This window comes from Bifidobacterium sp. ESL0827 (genome assembly GCF_052606685.1).
This window is the reverse complement of sequence record NZ_CP199597.1, coordinates 2,124,643-2,149,961: the sequence shown is the minus strand read 5'-3', so window position 1 is coordinate 2,149,961 and position 25,319 is coordinate 2,124,643. Positions and strand designations below refer to the sequence as shown.

17 protein-coding genes and 1 tRNA gene are annotated in these 25,319 nt (G+C 60.8%); 5 read left to right on the top strand and 13 right to left on the bottom strand.

Going from position 1 to position 25,319, the window contains the following annotated elements; translation table 11 throughout:
* Positions 1-9: 9 nt before the first annotated feature.
* The 8 genes from ACUIAI_RS08610 to ACUIAI_RS08575 all read right to left on the bottom strand — a co-directional run bounded on the left by ACUIAI_RS08610 (position 10) and on the right by ACUIAI_RS08575 (position 10,461).
* Entirely contained in the window at positions 10-1,119 is a 1,110-nt protein-coding gene (locus tag ACUIAI_RS08610) for a sensor histidine kinase (RefSeq protein WP_445342181.1), read from the bottom strand.
* 63 nt (positions 1,120-1,182) lie between these two features.
* Positions 1,183-1,842 carry a response regulator gene (locus ACUIAI_RS08605; protein WP_181415028.1) on the bottom strand — a complete coding sequence of 220 codons (660 nt, stop codon included), beginning with the start codon at positions 1,840-1,842 and terminating at the stop codon, positions 1,183-1,185.
* Between the two features lie 47 nt (positions 1,843-1,889).
* Positions 1,890-2,825 (bottom strand): zinc metalloprotease HtpX, encoded by a 936-nt coding sequence (htpX, locus tag ACUIAI_RS08600; RefSeq protein ID WP_445342180.1) that lies wholly within the window; start codon positions 2,823-2,825, stop codon positions 1,890-1,892.
* A gap of 81 nt (positions 2,826-2,906) precedes the next feature.
* On the bottom strand, positions 2,907-3,500 hold the full coding sequence (locus ACUIAI_RS08595; protein WP_445342179.1) for a DUF4411 family protein: 594 nt from the start codon (positions 3,498-3,500) through the stop codon (positions 2,907-2,909).
* Positions 3,497-4,678 (bottom strand): ImmA/IrrE family metallo-endopeptidase, encoded by a 1,182-nt coding sequence (locus ACUIAI_RS08590; RefSeq protein WP_445342178.1) that lies wholly within the window; start codon positions 4,676-4,678, stop codon positions 3,497-3,499. Before ACUIAI_RS08590 ends, ACUIAI_RS08595 begins: the two co-directional genes overlap by 4 nt.
* A gap of 171 nt (positions 4,679-4,849) precedes the next feature.
* Positions 4,850-6,316 carry an FAD-dependent oxidoreductase gene (locus tag ACUIAI_RS08585; RefSeq protein ID WP_445342857.1) on the bottom strand — a complete coding sequence of 489 codons (1,467 nt, stop codon included), beginning with the start codon at positions 6,314-6,316 and terminating at the stop codon, positions 4,850-4,852.
* Positions 6,317-6,433: 117 nt separating this feature from the next.
* Positions 6,434-8,401: a heavy metal translocating P-type ATPase gene (locus tag ACUIAI_RS08580; RefSeq protein WP_445342177.1), complete on the bottom strand. Its 1,968-nt coding sequence runs from the start codon at positions 8,399-8,401 to the stop codon at positions 6,434-6,436.
* 173 nt (positions 8,402-8,574) lie between these two features.
* Positions 8,575-10,461 (bottom strand): trypsin-like peptidase domain-containing protein, encoded by a 1,887-nt coding sequence (locus tag ACUIAI_RS08575; protein ID WP_445342176.1) that lies wholly within the window; start codon positions 10,459-10,461, stop codon positions 8,575-8,577.
* Between the two features lie 232 nt (positions 10,462-10,693).
* On the opposite strand from ACUIAI_RS08575, the gene tgt reads away from it, so the two are divergent.
* Positions 10,694-11,992, top strand: a complete 1,299-nt coding sequence (gene tgt, locus ACUIAI_RS08570; protein WP_445342175.1) for a tRNA guanosine(34) transglycosylase Tgt — start codon at positions 10,694-10,696, stop codon at positions 11,990-11,992.
* A gap of 56 nt (positions 11,993-12,048) precedes the next feature.
* Positions 12,049-12,131 (top strand) — tRNA-Leu (locus ACUIAI_RS08565).
* A gap of 190 nt (positions 12,132-12,321) precedes the next feature.
* On the opposite strand, the gene ACUIAI_RS08560 is transcribed toward ACUIAI_RS08565, so the two are convergent.
* A complete protein-coding gene (locus ACUIAI_RS08560; RefSeq protein ID WP_445342174.1) occupies positions 12,322-13,656 on the bottom strand; it encodes a dicarboxylate/amino acid:cation symporter in 1,335 nt (444 codons plus the stop codon).
* A gap of 166 nt (positions 13,657-13,822) precedes the next feature.
* Complete coding sequence (locus ACUIAI_RS08555) at positions 13,823-14,104, bottom strand: metal-sensitive transcriptional regulator (RefSeq protein WP_110412288.1); 282 nt, start codon at positions 14,102-14,104, stop codon at positions 13,823-13,825.
* A 119-nt stretch (positions 14,105-14,223) separates the two neighbouring features.
* On the opposite strand from ACUIAI_RS08555, the gene ACUIAI_RS08550 reads away from it, so the two are divergent.
* From ACUIAI_RS08550 to ACUIAI_RS08540, 3 genes are all read left to right on the top strand, one after another.
* Positions 14,224-17,082 (top strand): heavy metal translocating P-type ATPase, encoded by a 2,859-nt coding sequence (locus ACUIAI_RS08550; RefSeq protein ID WP_445342173.1) that lies wholly within the window; start codon positions 14,224-14,226, stop codon positions 17,080-17,082.
* 63 nt (positions 17,083-17,145) lie between these two features.
* The gene (locus ACUIAI_RS08545) at positions 17,146-18,414 is read left to right on the top strand and encodes an AAA family ATPase (protein WP_445342856.1); all 1,269 of its coding nucleotides are present in this window, start codon (positions 17,146-17,148) and stop codon (positions 18,412-18,414) included.
* Positions 18,407-19,027 carry a hypothetical protein gene (locus tag ACUIAI_RS08540; protein ID WP_445342172.1) on the top strand — a complete coding sequence of 207 codons (621 nt, stop codon included), beginning with the start codon at positions 18,407-18,409 and terminating at the stop codon, positions 19,025-19,027. Before ACUIAI_RS08545 ends, ACUIAI_RS08540 begins: the two co-directional genes overlap by 8 nt.
* Here the strand turns inward: ACUIAI_RS08540 and ACUIAI_RS08535 are convergent, their stop codons facing one another.
* The 3 genes from ACUIAI_RS08535 to ACUIAI_RS08525 are packed head-to-tail and all read right to left on the bottom strand — an operon-like array spanning position 19,028 to position 25,119.
* Positions 19,028-20,119 (bottom strand): alpha/beta fold hydrolase, encoded by a 1,092-nt coding sequence (locus ACUIAI_RS08535; protein ID WP_445342171.1) that lies wholly within the window; start codon positions 20,117-20,119, stop codon positions 19,028-19,030.
* Between the two features lie 36 nt (positions 20,120-20,155).
* A complete protein-coding gene (locus ACUIAI_RS08530; protein WP_445342170.1) occupies positions 20,156-22,486 on the bottom strand; it encodes a YhgE/Pip family protein in 2,331 nt (776 codons plus the stop codon).
* A complete protein-coding gene (locus ACUIAI_RS08525) occupies positions 22,483-25,119 on the bottom strand; it encodes a YhgE/Pip family protein (RefSeq protein WP_445342169.1) in 2,637 nt (878 codons plus the stop codon). Before ACUIAI_RS08525 ends, ACUIAI_RS08530 begins: the two co-directional genes overlap by 4 nt.
* Positions 25,120-25,319: the final 200 nt, after the last annotated feature.

Here is a 25,319-nt window from a genome sequence, read left to right as displayed (position 1 = left end):
CTGCAGAAGTTACCTGCAAGAATCCGCGGTCAATGGAAGGGAGAGTATTACCCGGGTACCTCGGGAAGACTCCGCTGTCTCTGCCGGTCCTACCTGCAAGAAGCCGCCCAGGTCCTTTACCCTCTGCTCAAGGGAGGACAGGCCGAAGCCCGGCACAAACCGACCAGACCCTTTGCCAGGACCCACCCCGTCGTCCGTCACACACAGGCGAAGGGTTCTCGGTGCCAGATCAATAACAATTGAGGCGGAGGAGGCATGGGCGTGACGGACCACGTTGGTCAAAGTCTCCTGCAAGGCCCGGTAGATAAGGACCTTATTCTGCGATGACAGGCCCTCCAGGCTCCCATTCACCGTAGCGGTCACATGCAGACCTGTGGATTCAAAGGAGTCTGCCAGACCGACAATCGACTCCTTGGTCAGCTCCCCGCCAAAGGCAGCCGGGTTCAAAGCCCTGGCCTGCTGACGTACCTGAGCCAGTGCCTTCTTATCGATGTCTTCGGCCTTGATCACATGGGTGAGGGCCCGGTCGATGGATGAACCCTTGTGCAGGGTCCTTTGCGCCGCCTCAAGCTCCATGTGCATGGCCGATAGGTACTGACCAATCGAATCATGCATCTGCGAGGCCATCTCTGCCCGCTCCTTAGCTAGGGCCAGGCTCTCTATTGTGAGCGACTGCCTGGCGAGCTGCCGGTTCTTTTCAATGAGCAGACGGCTGGCCCGTGCGTAAAAGAGGAAAGCCACCGCGAAGAAGACGATCAGAGCCAGGTTCAGGACCGTATCGCCCCAGGAGTCCCGTCGCCATTCTCCCCTCCATGCCATATGCAGAATGTAGACCCCTATTTCCCCTCCTACTGCAACCCAGGTCCAGATCTCCGGAAAGGCGAAGAGAACATCCACGGTCACGATGGTGGTGAGAAACATCTGCGGCGGATTGTCGAAGAGAGTGGCTGCCAGACAAACCGCGATGAGAAGGCCCCCACAAATGAGGGCAGGAATACGTCGCCGAATCAGCCTATAACCCAGCCAGGCCGACACCATGACCGTCTGGAAGAGGAAGAAGTTGAGAGGATTGCCATATTTTGACCACAGGAAGGAGCAGCAGAACGAAGCGACCTCCACCAGGCCCACGTATGGGAAGGGACCCTGGTTTCCGCTCCTGAGACGACTCAGTTTCTGACGGGCTCATGACCGCCTTGAGGTCATGGCCAACTCGGTGCGATTGCGCACGCCGGTTTTGTCGAAAATGCTACTGACGCGGTTTCTGACCGTGCCCAGGGATAGGCAGAGATGATCGGCAATCTCCCTGTTGGTTAAACCAGCCACAATCATGTCGATGATCTGACGGTCAGTCCGATCGAAGTCGTCGGCTACGTCGACTCCTCCCGCTGCTTTGACAGGCTGCGACGGTTCGCCTTCCCTGCTGATGAGGTCCATCAGCCTACCCGACTCTGCAGTCCCGAGGACGCGTTCACCCCTATAGACCCTATGCACGGTGCCGATGATCTCCTCTGCATCGGCGTCTTTGAGCAGGTGCCCATATGCTCCAGCCTTGATGCTTCCCACAAGGTTCTCATCCTCGTCGAATGCCGTCAGTGCGATGCATCGGGCTTTCAGTCCTCTCTTACGCAAGATGTCGATGAGGCGAATCCCGTCAATGTCAGGCATACGGCAGTCAACCAGGGCCACATCGACATCTCTCAGGCGAGGGTGCTCCAGAAGCTCCCGGGCACTGGCTGCATCCGCGACAATGTTGATATCGTCCTCATCAGCCAGTATCGAGACCAGTCCTGCTCTGACCAGCTCCTGATCGTCGACGATGGCCAGATTGATGGTCTCCGTCATCCCAGGCATCATCTCCTATCGACAGGGACGCAAAACTGCTCGACCTCTCAGTACCCCACCTGAGCTCCATGCCCGGAATTCACCTGGGTCTGCCCCATCTCCTGACTCATCTGCATCAGGCGGGCGATGCGCTCATCGGTGGGCGGATGAGTGGAGAAGAGCCTGCTGAATCCTTTGACCGAGAAGGGGTTCTCGATCATCATGGCGGCGGCGCTCTGGGTACCGGCGGTCTGCGGCATAGGCGCAGCCTGAGACCCATAGGATATTTTATTCAGCGCCGACGCCAGAGCCGCCGGATCCCCAGTCAGCCGGCTGCCGTCCTCGTCGGCGTCATACTCACGGGTGCGCGAAATGGCCATCTGGATCAGGGAAGCACCCAGAGGGGCCAGAATCGAGCTGATCAGCACGCCCAGGAGGCCGAAGACGCCGGAATCACTATCCCTGTCCCGGCTGTCACCGCCGAAATACATGAGGGAGTAACCCAGGTAGGTGATGACCGTAGCCATGGCCGAAGCCACAGCAGAGGTCAGGATGTCATGGTTGTAGACGTGCATGAGCTCGTGGCCCAGCACCCCGCGAATCTCCCGCTCGTTGAGGATACGCAGAATCCCCTGGGTGCAGCAGACGGCGGCATGGCGCTCGTTACGGCCTGTGGCAAAAGCGTTGGGAGAGTCAGTGGGGGCGATGTAGATGCGGGGCATGGGCTTGCCGGCCCTCCCCGACAGTTCCCGGACGATCCGGTAGAGGTCGGGGGCCTCCTGCTCGCTGACCGGCCGGGCATGCATGGAGGCGATCGCCACCTTGTTGGAGAACCAGTAGGACCCGAAAGTGGTGGCCAGGCCTATGAGGATATAGATGCCCAGCGTCCCCTGGCGACCGCCAGTCAGCCACCAGATGAGCATAATAACGGCCCACATAAGGGCGAACAAAAGCGTCGTTTTAAGGCCGTTGAAATGTCCGTGAACCTTCAGCTTGCCATTCATGGGTTCCATGGTAGACAATGCCGCTGAATTTTTGCTGAACGACCGCTGAAAAGATGAAGCTGCCAATGCCCCCCTCTTTATTCAGAACAATACGATTGGATCTCCGCTCTTCTTGTCACGAGGTTTAGGAACATATTGGGCCTTCTTCAACCTCCCGTTGGCATCGAAGAACCGGCGAAGATTCATGGTCTTCACCCCAAACTGGTCTGCGATGTTAGGAATCCTGGGCTCTTTCTTCATGTGCTGTCCCTGTTGTAGCGGAACCCGGGCCTCATCCGTCACAATGACCGCCCCCTCGACCTTGGCCACGGCAATCAGCCAGGGATCCGCCTTGCCCTCTGACTCCCAGTATTGGCGCGAGCCTTCCGTATACTGCCCGCAGGTGACCAGATAATCCTGGATTTTCGCATATACCTGCGCATACCTGTCGTCCTTGTGGCTTATTTGGCGGCCTTTGAACACTGCACGCACCCAAAGATCCAACATATCGGGATCGGCAGCCTGCTCGTTGACCAGCTCGTCGTAGACGACATCCACCATGGCAATCGACCTGTCCTCAGCCAGTTTTTCCATCCATCGCCAGAAGGGGTGGAACTCCTTGTAGTCGAAAGGATGGTTGAGCCGGTAGGAGGCGATGAAGATGTTGGAATCAGGCAGGTAGAGAGTAGCAGTCATATCAGCTTCTTTTCACGAATCAAACCCTGATAAGACTGCGGAGAACGCACACCCACCAGGTCGAAGCCCTCAGTCGGAGCCAGTCTGCCCCCGTCCATGGCGGCATTGACCAAGCGGACGAAACCGGTATCAACCCTGGAGGCATTGGTCCTGTTGCCATTACCATGGGTTTCCTGCTCCTGATGATGAGCGGCCTTGCCCTGAAGATACCGATCCATTCGTGCCCGCAGTTCCTCGAGTGTATCCTCGTCAGTCAAGCCGAACTGATGGGCCTGTATCCCCATGGCCGAGGCACTCAGATGGAAGTCGTCAGCTATAGACTCCGCAGCGTCGGCCGGCACCTTGCCCGCGTCCAACTTCTCCTGCCAGAGCCGCCGGAAGCGCTCATCGTCAATCACGGCCTTTACCACTGCGCGATTTATCGCGCGCTCCGTGGCCTTGCGGTCCCCTTGTCCGCCAATACCGTCGAAGAGCTCCTGAGTGCCCAGCAGTACGTGTCCCACCTCGTGAATCAAGGTGAAGATCATGCCGTCAAAAGAATCGTTTCTGTTGATGAACACCAGCGGGGCCATGTCGTCGATCAACACGAATCCCCGGAACTCCTGAAGATCCAGCTTGCGGGATCTGGTAGACCCCACCTGGGAGTTGAGCATGATCATGATGCCCGCATCAGAGGCGCGTTCCTTGAGCTGACGGAAGCGATCGCTGGAATTGCCGCCCTCCCAAGCAGAGCGCCCATCCAACCCAAGGGTGGAGCGGAGCGCATCAGCCAGGGCATCGTCATGCTCGGCATCGCGCACCGAACCGACCAGTGGGTTGGCATCCAGGCCAGACTCAAGCAATTCATCCCTGGCCCACTCCTGCCTGAATCGCATCTGGTCTATGGTGTCCTGCAGGTTTTTGCTGGGCTGCACAGACGTATTGCCTACGGTCCGGTACTGGACCAGAGGCTCAGAACGACGCTGGGGCACAACCGACCTGACCAAGGCACCGAAGGGCACATGCAGGGCCCTGCTGAGCTGCTCTACCTTGTTGAAGGATACAGACACGGGTTCCTTGGATTCCAGCCAATCCGGTAACTGGCCAAGCCCTCGGCGCTGAGACAGGGCCACTGGATCGGCATCACCCTCCTCAACGGCCCACTGGAGGGTGGCCGGATAGAGAGTCAGATTAGCCATGTCACGCTCCTTCGATTCCGTGATGGGCTCTAATGACAATGATAGCTACGCGAGGCCCATCCGTCTGCAGTAAGCACCCAGTATTGAATACTAAGAAAATAGGACCCGGGTGAGGATTCATGAGCCTCATCCAAGTCCTGTCACTGTCAACACAGGCCTAAGAGCGATCGCCTACTCGCCGTGCGCTAGCTGGCGGAGCTGGTCGGGGTCGATGACCTTGATATGCTCGCGGCCGGCCTTGGCGCCCTCGGCACGCTCGTAGGCATCCACCCGCTTCCAGCCGGCGAAGTCGATGGGCTGGATGCCCTTGTCTGCCAAGAAACGGTCAATCGAATCGTCGTCGCGGTCCTTGGCGAAGCGGCCACGAGTCGGGCTGGCGGCCAGGTCATCCAGCATGTTGCCGATGGTCTCCAGGGCATCGGATTTGGTGGATCCGATCAGACCTACAGGTCCCCTCTTGGCCCAACCAGTGGCGTAGAGACGGTCGATGGGTCGGCCGTCCTGCCCCTCGGGAGCAGTGGTCACACGACCGTGGACGTTGGAGAGCGTATAGCCGGCGAAATCGTAGGGAATGCCGGGAACTTCGGCAGGCTTGTAGCCGATGGCATGGTAGACGGCCTGAACCGGGTACTCCTCGTACTGGCTGGTCTCCTCCATGGTGCCCTCGGGCGTGACCTTGGTCTTCTCCACGCGAATGCCGGTCACCTTGCCGTCCTGGCCGATGATTGCGGCAGGCATCCGGTAGAAGTGCATATAGAAATGGCGGTCGGCAGGATTGCCTTCGAAGTCGACGCCGCCGTCCTCAGCCATGTCCTCGGCCATCTCCCTGATGGTGTAAAGCTCCTCCAGCATCTGCCGGGTCAGCTTGTCGGCACCGGCTCGATCAATGGTCTCCTGATCCAGGTCGAAGTCCTCCTCGTCAATGACGATTTGCACTCCAGGCAACTTCTCCAGCTCACGCAGCTCCTGGACCGAGAACTTGGCCTGGGCCGGGCCACGACGGATGAACATGTGCAGCTCGCGGGCCTGGTTGCCCTGAATCCCCTGGTAGACGTTATCGGGAATGTCGGTGCCCAGCAGGTCGTCGGCCCGCCGCATCAGGATTCTGGAGACATCCATGGCCACGTTCCCGCCTCCGATGACGGCCACCTGCTTGGCATCCAGGGGCCAGTCCTGGTCAGCGTCGGGATAGCCGTCATACCATTCGACGAAGTGGGCGGCCCCGTGAACGCCATCAAGCTCGTGGCCGGCGATCTCCAAGGGGCGGTCGTCCACGGCACCGGTGGCGAAGAGCACCACATCGTAGCGCTGAAGCAGATCATCCAAGTTGACGTCCTTGCCGAACTCCACATCCGCATAGAGATGGATCTCGGGGTTGTCCAGGGTCTTCTCCAAGGCGCCGGCGATGTACTTGATGCTGGGATGATCCGGGGCCACGCCGTAACGGACCAGACCGAAGGGAACGGGCAGCTTCTCGAACAAATCGATCCGGGCCCGGTCGCCCAGACCCAGGTCTGCTCCCTTTTCCCGAAGCTGGCGCAGCAGGATGTCAGAGGCGTAGACCCCTGCAGGCCCCGCGCCTATGACGGCCACGCGCAGGGGTGAGTCGGCTTCCTCGCCGCGGGCCGGTGCGGGCATGGTGGAATCATTAACATTAATATCGCTCATGCTTGTCAGCCTAACGCAAAGCGACGGTCGGAAACAGAGCTAGTCGGGCTCCATCCCCGGGACTTTCACCAAGCGTCGTGAATGGCCTCAGTCCCGGTCTATCAGTGCAGTCAGGGCCCAGAGAATGGAAACCACATCGATGGCCTCCTGCGTAAAGGCGCCGACAACCACCGGAATCAGGTCGAAGGCGGCACAGAGCATGCCCACTGTGGCCAGGGTCAGCCCCAGCATGACCGCCTGGAGCATGACCCTCTTGGTCCTGCGGGCGATGGCGATCGACCTGGGCAGACAGGCGATGTCGTCATTCATGATTACGGCCTGGGCGGACTCGGAGGCGGCCGTGGTGGTTCCGTCGGTGATGGCCATGCCCACGTCGGCAGCGGCCAGGACCGGAGCATCGTTGACCCCGTCCCCCACCATCAGGGTGATGGATTTGGTCACTGACTCACCAAGGAATTTGGACAGCCAGATGTCCCAGAATGGCTGCCGATTGGGCTCCTCCCTGGAAGCCTTGGCGATCAGATTGGCCTTGTCCTCGGGGAAGAGGCCGGCATGCACGTCGGTGATGCCCACCTGGTCGGCGATGATCCGGGCCGAGTCCTCCTTGTCGCCGGTGACCATGGAAAGACGGGTAATGCCCAACTCCCGTAGCTGGGTGATGGTCTGAGCGGCATCCGACCTGGGCACGTCCTTCATGACGACCCTGGCGGCCAAGACCCCATCAATAGAGACGTAGGAGGCCATCTCGTCAGGAGCCAGGGGGCCGAATAAATCACTTGAATGCCCGTCTGCCACGAACTGGGCCCTGCCCACCTTGACCTGGTGGCCGTCGACCTGGCCCTGTACCCCATTGCCGGAGTCCTCCTGAACCTCCCGCGCATGCAGATGGGCCTCTCCCTTGCCCTGTGCCCGCAGTCGCTCCTGGGCGGCGGCCCCGGCCTCGGCTATTCCATTGGCCAGGATGTGGACCGAGTAGGACTCCACAGCACCCGCCATGGCCAGAATCCGGTCCGTATCCACCTTCTGCTTCCCACCGTCTGGCAGGTCAATCTTGGACACCTGGGGACGTTTTACGGTCAACGTGCCGGTTTTGTCGAAAAAGATGTGCGAGACCCGGCCCAGATTCTCGATCACATCCTGGGTCTTGATCAGCAGCCCCGCCTTGGCCAGCCTTCCCGTCCCGGCCATGTAGGCCACAGGGGCGGCAATCAGCAGAGGGCAGGGGGTTGCCAGGACCAGAACCTGGGCGAACCGGGTCGGCACGCCGGAGATGATCCAGGCCACGCAGGCGATGATGAAGGCCACCACGGTGAAGGGGACCGCCATCAGGTCGGCTGTTCTGACGACTGCAGCCCGGGAGTTCTGGGCGGAGCGCACCAGGCTGAGGATTCGCTGGTACTGGGAGTCCCGCGCCAGCTGCCGGGCACGCATCAGGAAGGTGCCCGAACCGTTGACCGCTCCGGACATGACCTGGGCGTCCTGGTAGAGCCTGCGGGGCATGGGCTCGCCGTTGATGGTGGACATGTCCAGGGTGGCGGTCGGGCTGATCAGCTCACCATCAACGGGCACGGTCTCGCCGGGCTTGACCACCAGGAGGTCGTTCAGACGGACCTTATCGACATCCACCGTGCTCCAGTCGCTCTCCTTGGGAAGGACATGCTCCCCCTCCGGCAGCTCTGCCTGAACCACATGGGCCACCTGAGGGGCGGCCTGGACCAGGACGGTCAGGTTGTTCTGCGCCTTGTTCCCGGCGTACTGCTCGATGGCGTCTCCCGAGTAGAGCATGAGGACCACAGCCCAGCTGGCCCAGTACTGCTGGACGGCGAGGGTGGAGAGGATGGCGACCACGGCCAGGATGTCCACGCCCACGTGGCCCTGGCGCACGTCATCGATCATCCCCTTGAGGGTGTCCACCAATGAGACGGCCACCAGGACGGCGACCAGCCATTGGGCAGCCTGGCGATAGGGGTGCCAGAGCAGACCCATGACCAGCCCGCAGACCAGAACCACCCAAAGCATGGGGACTTTCTTGGCGAAACTCAGGACTTTTGACATGACCACTTCCCCGCTCCGGACTTGTCTACCTGACAGCCGTAGCCGGATCACGGCTCTCTTCTGCTCTTGACATTTCAAGCCTATACCGCGCCAGGACCAGCGATGGCCGGCGAGTATGACAAGGGGCCGCACCCGCCAAACTGACGGATGCGGCCCCTGGGTTCAGTCCTGGATCACTGCCCGAAGAAGAAGCGGAAGGGATCCATGGAATCATCGTCGTCGCCCGAACCGCCCTGGTCGGAGTCGCCGTCCTGGCCACTGCCGCCCGAGTTCTTCCTGTTGGTCCTGGGCTTGCCCTGAACGTTCTGCTCCTCGCTATCCAAGGTGGCGTTCACCTCGGCGGTCTTGCCGTCGCGTACCACGGTGATCTTGACCGAGTCGCCGAAGGCTGCAGCCCGGACGAAGCCCAGCAGGGAGTAGTTGTTGTTGACAGCATGGCCATTGAAGGCCACGATGGTGTCCCCAACCTTGATGCCAGCCTTGTCAGCCGGGGAGCCCGAAACCACATTGGTGACCTTGGCGCCGCCGCGGGTGACCCCGTCGGCCTGGGCCGTGCTGCTCTGGATGGTGACGCCCAGGGAGACGTGCTTGGCCTTGCCGTCCTTGATGATCTCATCGGCGATCCGCTTGACCAGGTTGGATGGGATGGCGAATCCGATGCCGATGGACCCCGCCTCCGACTTGGAGGATGCCATGGAGGCGATGGAGGAGTTGATTCCGATGACCTCGCCAGCCGCATTGAAGGTGGGGCCGCCCGAGTTGCCGGGGTTGATGGCCGCATCCAGCTGGACCGCGTTGGTCACGATGGGGTTGTTGTTGCTCTCGTCCATGACCGAGACCGGGCGGTTCAGAGCCGAGACGATGCCGGTGGTGGCCGTGTTCTCGTAGCCCAAGGGGTTGCCGATGGCCATGACGTTCTCGCCCACGGCCAGCTTTTCGGAGTCGGCGAATTTCACAGGCTTCAGGTCGGAGGGTGCCTGATCCAGGCTGAGGATGGCCAGATCGGCTGTGGTGTCGGTGCCGACCACCTTGGCCGTGTACATCTGTCCGTTGGAGAGGGTGACGTGGATCTCCTGGGCGCCATCGACCACGTGGTTGTTGGTGACCACATGGCCCTGGGTGTCGAAGACCGCGCCTGATCCGGCACCCACCCCGCTCTTGGTCTGCACCTGGATGGAGACCACGGACTCGGAGACCTGCTTGCTGATGCCCTGCCAGTCAGGAGCCTGTCCGCCCTCGACCTTGGCTGTGCCCTGGCCCGAGGAGTTGGAGGAGACTCCGCTCAGCGAGGAGGACGAGGGCAAGGTGATCCATCCGTTGGACAGAGCCGCCCAGCCCAGGCCCAGCATGAGAGCCGCAGCCACCAGGGCAGCCACCACGGCGGTGAAGACGTACTTGCCCGTGCCGCTCATGTTGCTGCTGGCGTTGTGGGCGGGACCAGGCCGACCGTTGAGGCCGCCGGATCCGAAAGGCACATAGGGGCCCTGGCCGGAAGGCTGGCCGCCCTGGGGGTTCTGGCCGGCGTTCTGACGTGGCTGGCCGTTCTGACCGAACTGGCCTGGCTGTCCGTATTGCCCGAAGAAGCCCTGCTGAGGACCTGAGCCATATCCCTGGTTAGGCTGCTGGTTGGGCTGCTGATTGGGTTGTTGCTGACCCTGATTGTTGGCAGGCGGACGCGAGCCTGCTGGCGCGTATGCTCCATACTCAGGCGCAGGCCGATAATAAGGCTGCTGCTGCGTCGGCGCATCCTGCCCCGCGGCCGAGCCACTGGAGGCGGAGGCTGAAGCCCCGGTGCCGCTATCGCCATTCGACCCGTTTTCCGTAGTCGCGGGTCGTGCATCACCGCCAGGCATGGCAATAGGGGTCGTGGGCCTCTGGTCCCAAGCCTGAGTCTGCTGATCCCCTTCTTCTGGCGCGGGGACTTGAGCAGAGTCGGTCTGGTCCGCAGAAGCTCCCGCCTCTTGCTCTTGACTGGTGGCCCCGCGCTCGATGTGGCTTGGCTGCCAGGACTGATCGTCATCGCCGCCCCTCCAAGGGTCGGCCTTGTGCTCTTCAGCCATTTCTGCTCCTTTGGATCGATGCCGCTGCCTGCTATTCGGTCACGCTTGTCAATCTACCCCGTCGCCCGCGCTTTTTGCTGTTTCCGGCTGACAGGCGAAGCGGGTCCTTGCATGCATTGCTTCCAAGTCTAGAGCCGAGATACTGAATGTTGTCTGGACATTGTATGAAAGTCACATCGACTGTACACAGGGCAGCAGGGGGACGGTTGGATGTCTTGGATACAGTGGAGCCATGAGCCTGATCACCAACCCGCTGGGAGCCACGCCGGGCCGCCCCGGCGACCGCACCGTATTCTCCTTCGAGACCCTGAACCGCCTGCCTGACAGCCCGGAAGGCCTGGGACGCGGTGGCCGCCGCTATGGCCGCACCGGCATCATCCACACTCCTCACGGAGACATCCGCACCCCCGCTTTCATCCCCGTGGCCACCCAGGCGGCCATGAAGGCCGTCCTGCCCGAGCAGATGCGGCAGCTGGGCGCCCAGGTCCTTCTGGCCAACGCCTTCCACCTGTTCGAACGCCCCGGCCCCGAAATTCTGGACCAAGCCGGAGGTCTGGCCAGGTTCATGAACTGGGACGGTCCCACCTACACCGATTCGGGCGGCTTCCAGGTGCTCTCGCTGGGTGCTGGTTTCAAGAAGACACTGGCCATGGACGTGACCGGCATGAAGTCGGACCAGGTGATCGCCGAAGGCAAGGAGCGCCTGGCCTTCGTGGACGAGGACGGGGTCACCTTCAAGTCCCCGCTCAACGGCGACCGGCACCGCTTCTCGGCTGAAATCTCCATGGGCATCCAGCACCGCATCGGCGCCGACATCATGTTCTCCTTTGACGAGCTGACCACCCTGATGAACACCCGCACCTACCAGGAGCAGTCAGTGGAGCGCACCTTCCGTTGGGCCAAACGCTGCGTGGATGAGCATCAGAGGCTGACCCAGGCACGGACCGGCAAGCCCTACCAGGCCCTGTTCGGCGTGGTGCAGGGGGCCAACTATGAGGATCTGCGCCGACGTGCCGCCCGCCAGATCGCATCCCTGGACTTCGACGGCGTGGGCATCGGGGGCGCCATAGAGAAACGGCTGCTGGGGCAGACCTGCGCCTGGATCTGCGACGAAATGCCCGAATCTCGGCCCAGACACGTGCTGGGCATCGCCGCTGTGGACGACATCTTTGCTGGCGTGGAGAACGGCGGAGACACCTTCGACTGCGTATCCCCCGCCCGTTGCGGCCGCAACGGAGCCGTCTTCACCCGTGACGGTCGCTGGAACATCAAGCGCGCCCAGTTCAAGACTGATTTCAGACCCATCGAAGAAGACTGCGACTGCTACACCTGCACCCACTACTCCCGGGCCTACATCGACCATCTGCTTCGCGCTCATGAGCTCAACGGCTACACCCTGGCCACCATCCACAACGAACGCTTCTTCGTCAGGCTGCTGGACGAAATCCGCCAGTCCATCGACGGCGGCTACTTTGACGAGTACAAGAAGGAGACGCTGGCCAGGTTCTACGCTCACGGATCCAAGGGCTGAACCAACACGCCATTATTGCGCTGCATAGACAAACGTGCTAGCCTTTCCAGTTGTCTGCGAACGTGGCGGAATGGTAGACGCGCTGTCTTCAGGTGGCAGTGAGCTGATGCTCGTGAGGGTTCAACTCCCTCCGTTCGCACGAAGAAATGAAAATGTCTTCGGCTGACTGATGTCGGTCGAAGACATTTTTTATTGGTCCGATGGCAACCGTGGCTGTTCGGACTACTCGATATCCCGACAGCTACAGGTCGGGACAGGATGGTTCATCCTCTTGCCGCCTGCCGCCCGACCATACGGCTTGCAATGTTATAGAGACCAGTCATTCGATGTCATTCAATATCCTGGTCGTCGAAGACCTCGCGACCCTTGTAGAGGTCAAGGTCCAGTTCATTCTCGGTCCTGGCCACAATGACAGCCGTATTAGCTGCACCAGCCACGTTCACCAATGTGCGGCCCATATCCACAATCTGAGAAATAGGCTGCATGATAGCGATGAAGGGTACGGGCAGGCCAGCCGCCGTGAAGAGGGAGGTGGCGGTGATCGTGGCTGTGCCTGGCACACCCACCGTTCCCACGGAAACCACCAGAGCAAAGACGATCAGGAGGGCAAAACGCAGGGGGGAGTAAGGAATTCCCTGAGCATTGATGGCGAAGACCGCCAAGAGAACAGGCCAGAGTCCGGCGCATCCGGGCATGCCTAGATTGGCTCCCAGACTGGCCACGAAGGAAGCCGTCTCTTCGGGAACGCCGGCAGAGCGCAGCTGACGGACCGTAACAGGAATGGTGCCGATGCTGCTCTCGGAGGTGAAGGCCACCACGCCCGCCGGCCAAAGGGAGCGGAAGAAGGGCAGAGGATTGACCCGGCCGACCAAGGCCAGGATCAGGGGTTGAACCAGGAAGAGCTGAATGGCCAGACCCAGGTAGGCCACCAAGAGAACCGCCAACAAGGGCAGAAGGCTCTTCAGGTTGCTACGACCGATGGCGGCGGCGATCAGGGACAGGACCGCATAGGGGGTGAAGCCGACCACGATTTGGGTGGCCTTGGACAGGACCACATTGCCGGCTTCCACGAAAGTCTTGAAGGGGGCCACGCTCTGTTCGCCACGCGGTGTCGAGGCGGCCTTGTTCAGAGAGACTGCCAGGAGGATGGCGAAGATAACGACAGGAATGACCTGGTTCTGGGCCCAGTTTTCCGCCAGATTCGAAGGGAAGAGGCCGATCAGGGTATCGAGCACTCCCGGCACCTCGTGAGGCTTGGCCCCCTTGGGCAGGGCCTGGTTGAATCCCTTGCCGACCTGGAAGAGCAGCCCCAGAACCAGGGCGATCACGGCGGCTGTGAAGGTGTTGACCATGAGCAGAACGATGGTCTTCACACTGATGTTCTTCAACCGACCTGACCCGCCGATGCGGCTGATGCTGGCGATGATGCTGAAGAGCAGGAGGGGCACCACGAGGGCCGATATGACCTCGGACCAGACGTTACCGAATGCCCCCACATAGGTCGTGTGACCTGAGAAGCCCACACCCACCAGGATTCCCAGCACTGTCGCTATGATGACCCGCCAACTGAAATTGACCTTGGTCCTCCTGCTCAGCAGGGCCAGCCCTGCAAAGAGAATGACGACCACTATCAGGGCCGCCCAATCCCAACCTGTTTCCGACATTGCCTCTCCCTCATCGAGCTCTCCTCCCCAGGGCCAAACGGCCTAGGGTTGGGGTTCAATCTAACAGGAGAAAAGCAGAAATCCAGCGATTCCCGAAAAAATGCCTATACCCGTTGCTTATGGACTGCTATTCCCGGGCGGATTAGGCCTGGCTGACGGGGGGGGGCTAGGAACGAACCAGGCGGGCAATGGCATCGGAAGCCTCCTGCATCTTCTCGTCGGCCTCCTCGCCTCCCTTTTCGGCAGCCTCACGGACGCAGTGGTTCATGTGGTCGTCCAACAGGGTCAGAGCCACCGACTTCAGGGCGCTGGTCGAGGCTGCGATCTGGGTGAGGATGTCGATGCAGTAGGTGTCCGACTCGACCATCTGCTCAATGGCCCTGACCTGGCCCTCGACACGCCGGAGTCTGGTGATGGTCCGCTTTTTGTCCTTGGCATATCCGGGCAAGGTTTACTCCATTCCTGTTCGCTCCATGGCCTTCATGGCGGAGCCGGGACCGACCCGTTCCCATGAAACCCATCTCGAAATTCACTATCAGTATACCCCTGGGGGGTATAGTGAGGCACATGAGCAGCATCCTGGTCCTCATCGCAGCCCTGGCCATCACGGCGGGCATCATCTGGTACTTCTTCGCGCCCAGAAAGGCCACCCAAGCCAAGGACGAGGGCGGCGTCCAAACCGTCCACATCACAGTCAAGGGCGGATACAGCCCTCAGCTGATCCAGGTCCAGGCCGGACGACCGGTCAAACTGGTCTTCGACCGCCAGGAGAGCGGGGAATGCTCCTCGCACGTGGTCTTCAACGACTTCAATATTGACAAGACCCTGCCCGCCTTCCAGACCTCGACCGTCCAGCTGACCCCGCCCAAGGCCGGCGACTACCCCTTCGCCTGCGGGATGAACATGCTCCACGGAATGCTCCGGGCCACCGATGGACCTACGACCGGCAGCGCACAGGCACAATCCAAACAGGCACAGGGCAACCAGCCACAAAGCAAGCGCACACAAGCCGAACCCACCGAATCCGCCAAACCCACTCAGACCACTGGCGGCAGCGACCAGGACGAGGCGGATCAGGAGCGCACGGCAGAAATCCGTGACCTGACCAGGCGATTCATCGTGGCCCTGGTCTTCACGCTCCCGGTCTTCATCCCGGCCATGTTCGGCATGTTCCTGTCCATGCCCCACATTCTGATGAACCCCTGGGTCCAGCTGGTCCTGATCCTGCCGGTGATGTTCTACTCTGGCTGGCCCATCCACCGCACCGGATGGCTGGCTCTGGCACACCGGGCACCGGAGATGAACTCCTTGGTCGCCCTGGGCACTGCCACGGCCTTCCTCTATTCACTGGTGGTCACCGTGGCCCCGCAACTCCTGCCTGAAGGAAGCCGTGAACCCTACTATGAGGCCGTGGGGACCATCATCACCCTGATGATTCTCGGCCAGATCCTGGAGGCACGGGCCCGGCGCGGCACCGGCGATGCCATCCGCGCCCTTATCGGACTGAGGCCCAAGACTGCCACCGTAGTGAGGACCGGCCAGGACGGCAGGGAGGCCACCCAGGAGATCGCCGTCGACGATGTGGCTGTTGGAGACGTGATTCAGGTCCATCCAGGCGAGAAGTTGCCGGTGGACGGTCAGGTTATCTCCGGTTCATCCTCAGTGGACGAATCCATGGTGACCGGCGAGCCTATACCCGTCCTCAAGCAGGAGGGTGATTCCCTGGTCGGAGCCACCGTCAATGGCACAGGCTCCCTGCGCTACAGGGCCACCCAGGTAGGGCAGGACACGGTTCTGGCCCAGATCATCCGCCTGGTCAAGACGGCCCAGACATCCAAAGCACCCATCCAGAAACTGGCCGACCGGATATCGTCAATCTTCATCCCCGGAGTCATCCTGGTAGCGCTTTGGACCTTCGTAGCCTGGTGGGTGTTCGGCCCCATGCCCCGCGGAGTATACGGAATCGTGGCGGCGGTCTCCGTCCTGGTCATCGCCTGCCCCTGCGCTTTGGGCCTGGCCACCCCCCTGTCCGTGACGATTGGCACCGGACGCGGCGCCCGTGCCGGCGTACTCTACCGGTCGGCGGAGGCCCTACAGGGAGCACATGACGTCGACACCATCGTCCTTGACAAGACCGGCACCATCACTCAGGGCCGGCCTGAACTAGCCGATGCCCTGAGCGTGCAGGGAATGGATGAGGACCTGCTTATAAGAGCGGCCGCGAGCGCCGAGAACAATTCCGAGCACCCCCTGGCCCAGGCCATCGTCCAGGCCGCCAAGGACCGCAATCTGGAGCTGGTCCCAGCCAAAGACTTCGACTCGGTCACCGGCGCCGGTATCGATGCGACCTTCCCCTCTGGATCTTTCAAAGGAAGCAAGGGCACTTCGCATGTCCTTGTCGGCAACCGCAGACTACTCGAGGGCAAGGGAATCGAACTGGAGAACGAAACAGCGAACCAGGCAGGTGCGCAATCCCTCTTCGACACCGTCCGCAGCTGGGAGGATCAGGGCCGCACGACCATCTTCGTAGCCATCGACGGCAGGCTTGCCGGGGTCCTGGCCGTGACCGACCAGGTCAAGTCCGGGTCCAAGCAGGCCATCCACGACATGAACGAACGCGGCATCCAGACCATCATGCTGACCGGTGACAACCAAGGCACCGCCGAGCAGGTCGGCAGCCAGGTCGGAGTCACCCGGGTGGTGGCACAGATCCATCCCGAGGACAAGGCGAGCATCGTCAAGGCCCTCCAGGCCCAGGGGCACAAGGTGGCCATGATCGGCGACGGCATCAACGACGCCCCGGCCCTGGCCCAGGCCGACCTGGGCATGGCCATCGGCACCGGAACGGACGTGGCCATCGAGTCCGCCGACGTGACCCTGGTCTCAGGTGATCTGAACGCGGCCGTCAAGGCCATCGACCTGTCTGCCGCAACCATGCGCAACATCCACCAGAATCTCTGGTTCGCCTTCGGGTACAACGGCCTGGGCATCCCCATCGCCGCCGGCGTGCTCTACCCCTTCATCGGCCTCCTGCTCAACCCCATGATCGCCGGCGCAGCCATGGCCTTCTCCTCCCTGTCTGTGGTGCTCAATGCCAACCGGCTGCGGCACACGCCCCTGAAGGCCAGGCCGATCAAGGAGGCCAGGCCAATCGACATGGATGCCCTGACCAGGGACCTCAGTATTTCCACCCACCAAGAACACAACCAAGAGAAAGGAAACGAGATGGGACTCTTCCATCATCATGACGACATGCAGCAGGATCAGGCAACAACGGGCAAGGTCACCGACCCGGTCTGCGGCATGACCATCGACCCCAACACAGCCGCAGCCAAGCGCGACTACCAGGGCAAGACCTACTACTTCTGCTCGCAGAACTGCGTCGATACCTTCGACGCTGATCCTCAAAAGGTGCTCAACAAGTAGGATTGCAGGCGTATCATATTCCTGTAGACACTTTTTATGTCTACAGGAATATTGGTGACTATCATGCGTCTGCTCAGAATGGTCGTCGAGGGCCTTGAACCCTTTGAAAACCAGACCCTGGCCCTGGATCTTTACGCCCGCGACCAGGTCCGCTCGAAAACCCCTGGCAACGGACTGACTTATCTGGAGAACAGTCCAGGCAGTCACATTTACGCGCAGAACGTGCTGTGCCTTACAGGCATCAATGCATCTGGCAAAACCACGGCACTCAACGCCCTGGCTCTGGCTGTCAGCATTCTGAGCAGGGATGCCAGCCCTATGCTGTCCTCCGTCAGGTCCCTCAGCGCTTTCGGGCCCAGCCTGCAGATCTCTTTGATATTCGAGTCCAATCAGCAGTTCTATCTGCTCAAATCACAGCTGGATGCGGTCCGGAACGACAACGCCGATGAAAGCACGGACCCGCTAGTAGATAGCACTTATCAGTTTTCTCAGGAACAGCTTTGGAAGTATCCACGCAAGTCCCTGCCCAAGTCCGTGCTTCGCAATACAGACGCTTTCCAACAACGCTCGGAACTGATCAAGGTCCGGCGTCCGGCAGCCCAATCCTCAGGCGATGCATCCACCGACACCTATCTGACCAAGGAGGCTTTCGACTACCTCTCGCCTCACTCCAGCATCGTTCTGCCAAAAACCAAGACGGATCTGACTCAGGTCATCGCCCGCATCGGACCAGAAACGTACTTCCCCATCGTCCCAGTCGGCACCATTGCCGATCCCGTGCTGCACGTCTTCGATGACAGCATCGATTACTTCCACATCGACCAGGAACACCACGCCCATCTGAGATTCGCTGGCACCTCTCAAGAGGTGGTCATGCCCAACATAGACACGGCCGGACTGCTCTCCCTGGGCACAGTCCGTGGATCCCGAATCATCAAAGCGGCCATCCGGGTTTTGCGCACAGGTGGCTATCTGCTGATCGATGAAATTGAGAACAGTATCAACAAGGAGCTGGTGCGCATGATCATCAACCTCTTCATGTCTACGACCAGCAACCCTCACGGCGCCACACTGGTGTTCACGACCCACTATGCAGAGCTGCTCGATCTGATCCAGCGCAAGGACAACATTTACTTCCTCAGACGCGGCGAGGACGCGCGCAAGGGCATTCAGGCAATCAACTACTCAGAGGCAGTCAGGCGCGGGGAGCTTAAGCACAGCGAAGTCTTCCTATCCAACTACATCGGAGGCACCGCTCCCAAGGCAGCCGAACTCAAGGCCATGCGCCAATACGTAGCTGGCCAGGTAGCCAGGCAAGAACATCATGCATAGTAGGCGCGAGGAGCTTGCAAGGGCCATCGGGGACGACGCAGTGCTCTTCTCCTGCGAAGGCGTGGCCGAGCAGGTCATCGTCGACAAGCTGGTCACCAAGCACCTGACCTTCATCGATCGGGATCGCATCATCACCGATCCCTACAACGACGATGCCTGGTCAACCCGCGACAGAAGCGGTGAGAGCCTGGCTCGGGACTTCCTGACCCAGGACTACGGGCGAAACGTGACCATCCTCTGCATACAGGACCAGCTGGGCCACCGCACCTTGCTGCGCCAGCCTTACGCCAAACATGCCCGGACCATCAACGTCACCACGCATCCCGAGATTGAGATGCTGATCGTCTGTCGCGAGGGCAGGCTGGACGAGTACAACAGTTGGAAATCACACCATCGCGGCACAAAGAACAGCAAACTGAAGCCCAGTCTCTTCTGCAAGGAGGAGCTGGGCAAGGACGACCACGACTTCCGCAATGTCAAGAAATATCCTTTTCTGAGCCAATACTGGGATGATGCGGATGCGCTCGTCAGAGCATTAGAACTGTACAGGGAACTAGCCTCGGCAAAAAAGCAGGGTGGCGACTTTCTGCTGGCCGATTTGCTCGACGTTTGATCAGCGGTCGTCAGCGAGCTGCCAGGGCTGGTCAAGAAAGTCGAAGATGCGCTCCAAGTAAGGCCTCAGAACCTTGTCGGGCATCTGGTAGAGCTCGTGCATGCTGCCCGGGACACGCACCAGCGTAGCCTGGCAGCCACCCTGCTGGACCTGGTCGACAAAACGGTTCTGGGGTATCGGCAGTACAAATCGGTCAGGCTGTGCTTGGAAAAGCAGCAGAGGGGTCTCCACCCGACTGCACCTGTCGGGTCGCAGTATGGCCCGGCTCATCTCCAGGCTCTCCCTGACCCAGCCGAAGGTGGCGGCGCTGGTCTGGTAGTGCAGCTCCTTGGCTCGCAACTTATGGGTCCAGGCCACCCGAGCCTGGCTGCCGTTGGGGTACTTGCCCATGTCCAATTCGGGACGAAACGGTCCGAATCCCGGGACCATGCTGCGAGAGCGGCCCATCATGCAGGCTGCATTGGCTGCAGTCCAGGCCACCGAGGGCATGAATCCGGTCCGCGGTGCAATCATCGCCGATGACAGGACCGCCTTATCAATAAGAGAGGGGAAGGTTTCCAGCATCCTCGCAGCTATACCGCCGCCCATGGAATGGGCATAGAGCACCATGGGCTTGTCCTGGGCATATTGCTGGCCCACCTGCGAGCAGAAGGCAGCTAGATCCGCCACATACCGCTGCCAATGATCCACCCAGATCAGGCTGGGATCGTTCACGCCCCGGCCGGAGAAACCGTGTCCCCAATGTTCGGGAATGCAGACGGAATACCCCTGCATAAGGAAGTACCAGGCCATCTCCTGATACTTGTCGGCGAATTCCGAAAAACCGAAAGAGATGATTACAGCCCCGCGCACGCGCGCTGAGCCGGACTCCACTGCACCCTGGCGAAACAGCGTCCTGTCATAACAAACGTAATGCAGAAGCCGGGAAGGATCCACGCCACTGAGATGGGCCTTGTCCAACAAGGTTCCCCCGTCCTCGCCGCCGTCATGGGAGATCATCCATCCGTCACTGCGACAGGAGGCCAGGTCAGGAAGGATGCGATCCTCCATGATTTGGTCGTAGCGGCGCTCCTCAACCAGTTGGACGCTCATGCTCTCACCCTATACCACCTTCTGTTGGACTCGGCCCTACATGAGCCGGGTACTCTCAAGGTTTCTGACGATCCAGTCATTGAGGCGGATGACAGGCTTGCGCAGGACAAGCCCCAACAACAACGAAGGCACAAGGAAGAGAGCCAGGATAGCCATCTCCCGCCAGAACTCCATACCGTAGGCTCCGGCAACAGCGGACTGCATGGCCCCGATGGCGTGGACGAAAGGCAGGAAGGGATAGACCCCTTGGAAGAAGCCGGGCAGAGTCTCCATGGGGAAGGTGCCGCCCGAGCCGGCCACCTGCATGACCAGGAGGATGACAGCAATAGCCTTGCCGATGTCACCGAAGGAGACGACCAAGGTGTAGATCAGATTCATGAAGACGAATGAGGCGAATACCGCCACCAGCACGAACATCAGCGGATGGACGCACTGGACTTTCAAATAGAAGAGATCTCCCAGGGCGATCAGGCAGCCCTGGAGGATGGCCAGCAAGGCGAAGACCGCGAATCTGCCGAAGTACTCCTGGTAGAGCTGCAGGCCAAAGCGACGGGCATTGCCCGGTGACTCGGGGCGGAAAGCTCCCCAGGAGCGGCGGCCCTCGGAATCCTCATCCAAGTCATCGGCCCTCTTCCAGGCATCCTGTAGGGAGTCCAAGTGCAGGACGAAGGCCTTCTTCTTGTCTGACAGGGCCACCTTCATCATGGCTGCCAGAATGGTGGCACCCACCCAGATGGAAAGGATGGTGTAGAAGGGGGTCATCGCCGACCCGTAGTTCATGACGGGGAAGACCGCATGCCGATGGATGCCGACCGGCGAGGACAGAAGTGCGGCCAGGGTTTCGGAATCCCCACTCAGCAGGGATTTGGCCTCCTGGGTGTCTTTGCCCTGCGAAGCCTGGGTCAAGTGTCCCCCCAGGTCATTCAGCCGCTTGGATGCCTGGTCCAGACGCTGAGAGATCTCACCCAGTTGGTCCTTGGCCTGGCTGATGTCATTGGTCATAGGTCCCGTCAGCCCAGAGGCGCCCTTGACGGTCCCATCCAGGCCCGTCAGCAGCCGATCGGTCGAGGTGACCACGGTGTCCATGGAGGAAGCCAGATCGTCCAGGCGAGGCTTCAGATCCTTACGGTATTGGTTGCGGACCTGATCCACCGAGGCGCGGGCCTGGGCGATTCTGTTCTTCAGATCCTGCCGCTGCCCGCCCAGCTTGTCCTTGCCTTCCTTAGCTGTCTGAGAGGCCTGGCTGATCCGGTCTGCCAGGTCGCGCTGGGCTGCCTGGGCTGCGCGCATTCCGGCCTGGGCCTGATCGATGGCGGTCAGAAGAGCCTGGCGCTGCTCCGTTGTCAGATTGGAGTCGGATTCCACAGTGCTGCGCAAATCCTCCAGGCTGGCGATCATCCGGTCGTAGTCGGCCGCCGAGTCTCTGATCCGTTGGCTCAGATCGCTCAGCTGACTGCTGACGGCATCGCTCTGCTGGCCCACCTTGTCGAAGGCGTCGTCGATCTTGGAACCGATGGTGTCATAGGCGCCCGAGGCCTGATCAAGGGCAGCGTCGACCGCCTGGGCCGACCCGGAGAGGGACTTGCCCAGATCCTTGGACCCCTTGGTTCCCTGGTTCAGGGCCTTCCTGGCATCGGCCATGGCGGAGTCGGATCGGCCCAGGATCCTGCCGGTGGAGTCAATCATCTTTCCGGAGGAGTCCAGAAGGCCCGCATAGGCATTCACCTGGCTGGAGGCGGTGGTCAGCCGCTGTGACATCTGGTCGATGTGGCTGGTCGTCCTGGCCAGATAATCCTGAACCTGGGAGCTCTGGGAGTAGGTGAAGACCTGGCTGGCCAGGTCAATCCCCACCTGACCCACGGTCTTGACGAAGGTCTTGTCGATGGTCGTGGCCACAGTGTCGGCCCCTTGTTCGGTGACATGGGGAGCAATGGCGTTCTTCTTCTCATTCAGGTAGTACTCAAGGTTGGCGTGCTTCACATCCTGCGAGAAGAGGGTCATCATGTCCGCACTGAAATCCTTGGGGATGACGATGGCAGCGTAGTACTCGCCTGAGCGCACCCCGTCCAGGGCCTGGTCGCGGTTGACGAACCTCCAATCCAGCTGGTCGTTGGCCCGCAGAGTACTGGTGACCGTCTCTCCCACGTTGATTTTGATCGGGATCAGGTCGGACTTGTACCCCTTGTCGGTGTTGGCCACGGCCACCTTGATGGCCTTGGTGTTCTTGTAAGGGTCCCAGCTGGCGGCGATGTTGAACCAGGCATAGAGGGCCGGGACGATGATCAGTCCCATCAGGACGATGATGGCGATGACGTTGCTGGTGGCATCAGCCAGGTCCTTGCGCAGGATCCTCCAGATGTTCCTCATCGGCGGTCACCATCCTCGGGAGCGTCCTCCTCATCGCGATTCAGGACTGATTCGCGCACGGCCGTAGTCAACCTGGTCATGGCCGAAGGACCCTGCCTGCGCGGACGAATCAGGTTATGGAAGTCCATGCCGGGACGTTCGGTCAGGCCCAACTGCTGCACATAGCTGTCGCAGATGTACTCAACGATGATTAGATAGGCGTCGATCAGAATGATGGAGGCGATGCAGGCGATCAGCATGACGATCTTGGCCTCGGTGCTGAAGAGCAGGATAAGGAAGAGGACCGGCAGCAGGACCAAGGCCAGACCAGCCCGGATCAGCGTTGGATAGAGGGCCAGGAAGCGATGCGCCCGCCGCCTTATGACGGCACGGTAGTCGCCCTCGCCCAGGATGGAGCGGGCCAGGCTGTCCAGGCTCAGACGACGGTCAGCAGAATGGTTCTGCTCGGTCAGCATCAGATCGGTTGCACCGAGCCGCCGGTCGAAGAGGGCATTCAGGTTGAGCAGGTACCGCCGCACCACCAGTCCGATCAGCAAGGCCGCCGGCAGGTACCAGAAAACGTGGAGCATGTCCTGCCAATAGTGGTTGCCGTACATGCCCCCGATGGTCTCACGCATGGCATTGATTCCGTAGGTGAAGGGCAGCCAGGGGTTCAGATTGCGGAAGAAGTCAGGCATCATCTCGATGGGATACATGCCCGAGGACCCAGGTATCTGCAGGATGACCAGAACCACGGCCAGTGCCTTGCCGATGTGTCTGAAGGAGGCGGCCAGGGCATAGATGATGTTGATGTAGACGAAGGAGGCGAAGACCCCGGCCAGGACGAACAGGGCCGGCTGATGGCATTGGATGCCCAGCATCAGGTCGCCCACTGTCGCGATCAGCGCCTGGAAGAAGCCGACGAAGACCAGCAGAAGCCAGCGGCCCAGGTAGGCCTGGGTGGCGGTGCACTTGCGGATGCCCTCCTTGTCGACCTCCAGCTTGTAGATGGCTATCAGGATGAATCCGCCAACCCAGAGGGCCAGATTGGTATAGAAGGGCGCCACGGATGACCCATAGTTGCTGACCGGGTAGACCGTGTGTGAGGCCAGCTCCACCGGCGAGGCCATGGCCTTCCCGAAGGATTCCGGGCTCAATCCCAGGGTCTGGGACATCCGGTTCCAGGCGGCCGAGGATCCCAGAGCGGCCACATCGGTCCGAACCCCCTCCAGGTCGGATCTGACTGAGACCAGAGAGGTCCTGGTGGTGGACAGGGTCGACTGGGCCTGGCCAATGGTGGAATCCAGCTGATCCAGCAGGGTGTCGGTCTGGGCGGCTGTGGTGGACAGACTACTCAGGGCGCCCTGAAGCGAGCCATTGGAGGCGTTGAGGTTGTCCAGCCCGGTAAGGAGGTTGGGCATGGTGGCCCCCGTCAGGCTTTGGCTGGCCGCAGTTAGGGCCTTGATGCCTGTGTCGCCGGTGTCGGTCATGGCCGAGCTCAGGTCCGATGCGGCCTGCTTGCCCGAATTCAGGGCCGTCGAGGAGTTCTTCTTGAAAGCATCCAGGGATGCCTTCTGCTGCTGGTTGGTCTTTTTCAGATCGTCGATCTGCCGCTGGATGATCTCGTAGGCCGGATCCCCGGGATGCAGCCCGGACTGATCCAGACCAGACTGGAGCCGGTCCACGGCCTTCCCGTTGGCGTCGACCAGCTGGCCCAGGCCGGAATTGACCCGGTCCACCTTGTCCTGGGTGGCGTTCAGATCGGCGGTGATCCCGCCCGCCACCGTATTCACATCAGTGGCCGCACTGGACAGTCGCACTGACCCGTCCGCCAGGGCCTGGTTCAGGGCAGAGGAGAAGCGAAGGCTGTCGTCGCGGGTCCTGGTCATATGATCCTGGGCCTTGCTCAGGGTGGCCTGGGTGGCAGAAATCTGACTCTGCAGGTTCTTGATGTCTTTTTTGGAGCCGGCCACAGTCTGCCGAGCCTGGCCCATGGTGGAACCGATTCGGCCAAGCTGGCTGTCCGTACGATCCAGCTGGCCGATGATGTCCCCCAGGTCGCCCACCACCTGGCTGCGGTTCTGCTCGGCTGCACCCTGGGCATCGCCGGCAGTCTGCAAAACCTTCCCTGCCAGCGCGTCACTGACGGCCGAAACGAAGACCGTGTTGATCTCCTGGTCGATGGTGGAAGCGCCGGTGTCAGTCACCTTGGGTGCGATGGCGTTCTTCTTCTCATTGACGTAATAGTTCAGAGCAGGCCTGTTCCCGGTTCCCTCGACGATGCCGACCAGGTCGGCGCTGAACCGTTCAGGGATGATAATGGCCGCATAGCACTGACCCGAGTGGACCTCGTCGATGGCTCTCTGGTCATCATCCATGAACCTCCAGCCCAGGCTTTTGTTGGCGCGCAGCTCCTGGATGACCGATTTGCCGGCGTTGATCCTGCCGGTTTCTGCGGATTGTGCCCCTCGGTCCATGCTGACGACAGCCACGGGAAGATTCTTGGCATTGCTGTAGGGGTCCCAGAGGGCCATGATGTTGAACCAGGCATAGAGGGAGGGCAGCACGGCCACGCCGATGGTCACGACCAGAGCTACGGGATTGCGCAGTATCCGCCAGAGATCTCGCCTGAAGATGGCCAACACGGTCTTCACCGCCAGGCACCTCCTTCTTGTCTGTCCGGGGGATCACGGCACTGGCCTGCTCCACTCGGATTGGCTGCATCCTCCCGGGACCTACGTCCGGCCCGAGTATAGCCACCCTTCCTTACTGGCCCAGACCGGTCAGCTGATCGTGAATGCCCATGCAAGCCTGGAGGCAGTAGAGCAGACATACGACCAATAGTGGTTTCATC

Coding starts and splice junctions, on each gene's coding strand:
- ACUIAI_RS08605 (WP_181415028.1), bottom strand. CDS start 1,842: ATGACGGAGACCATCAATCTGGCCATCGTCGACGATCAGGAGCTGGTC.
- htpX (WP_445342180.1), bottom strand. CDS start 2,825: ATGAATGGCAAGCTGAAGGTTCACGGACATTTCAACGGCCTTAAAACG.
- ACUIAI_RS08595 (WP_445342179.1), bottom strand. CDS start 3,500: ATGACTGCTACTCTCTACCTGCCTGATTCCAACATCTTCATCGCCTCC.
- ACUIAI_RS08590 (WP_445342178.1), bottom strand. CDS start 4,678: ATGGCTAATCTGACTCTCTATCCGGCCACCCTCCAGTGGGCCGTTGAG.
- ACUIAI_RS08585 (WP_445342857.1), bottom strand. CDS start 6,316: ATGCCCGCACCGGCCCGCGGCGAGGAAGCCGACTCACCCCTGCGCGTG.
- ACUIAI_RS08580 (WP_445342177.1), bottom strand. CDS start 8,401: ATGTCAAAAGTCCTGAGTTTCGCCAAGAAAGTCCCCATGCTTTGGGTG.
- ACUIAI_RS08575 (WP_445342176.1), bottom strand. CDS start 10,461: ATGGCTGAAGAGCACAAGGCCGACCCTTGGAGGGGCGGCGATGACGAT.
- tgt (WP_445342175.1), top strand. CDS start 10,694: ATGAGCCTGATCACCAACCCGCTGGGAGCCACGCCGGGCCGCCCCGGC.
- ACUIAI_RS08560 (WP_445342174.1), bottom strand. CDS start 13,656: ATGTCGGAAACAGGTTGGGATTGGGCGGCCCTGATAGTGGTCGTCATT.
- ACUIAI_RS08550 (WP_445342173.1), top strand. CDS start 14,224: ATGAGCAGCATCCTGGTCCTCATCGCAGCCCTGGCCATCACGGCGGGC.
- ACUIAI_RS08545 (WP_445342856.1), top strand. CDS start 17,146: ATGCGTCTGCTCAGAATGGTCGTCGAGGGCCTTGAACCCTTTGAAAAC.
- ACUIAI_RS08540 (WP_445342172.1), top strand. CDS start 18,407: ATGCATAGTAGGCGCGAGGAGCTTGCAAGGGCCATCGGGGACGACGCA.
- ACUIAI_RS08535 (WP_445342171.1), bottom strand. CDS start 20,119: ATGAGCGTCCAACTGGTTGAGGAGCGCCGCTACGACCAAATCATGGAG.
- ACUIAI_RS08530 (WP_445342170.1), bottom strand. CDS start 22,486: ATGAGGAACATCTGGAGGATCCTGCGCAAGGACCTGGCTGATGCCACC.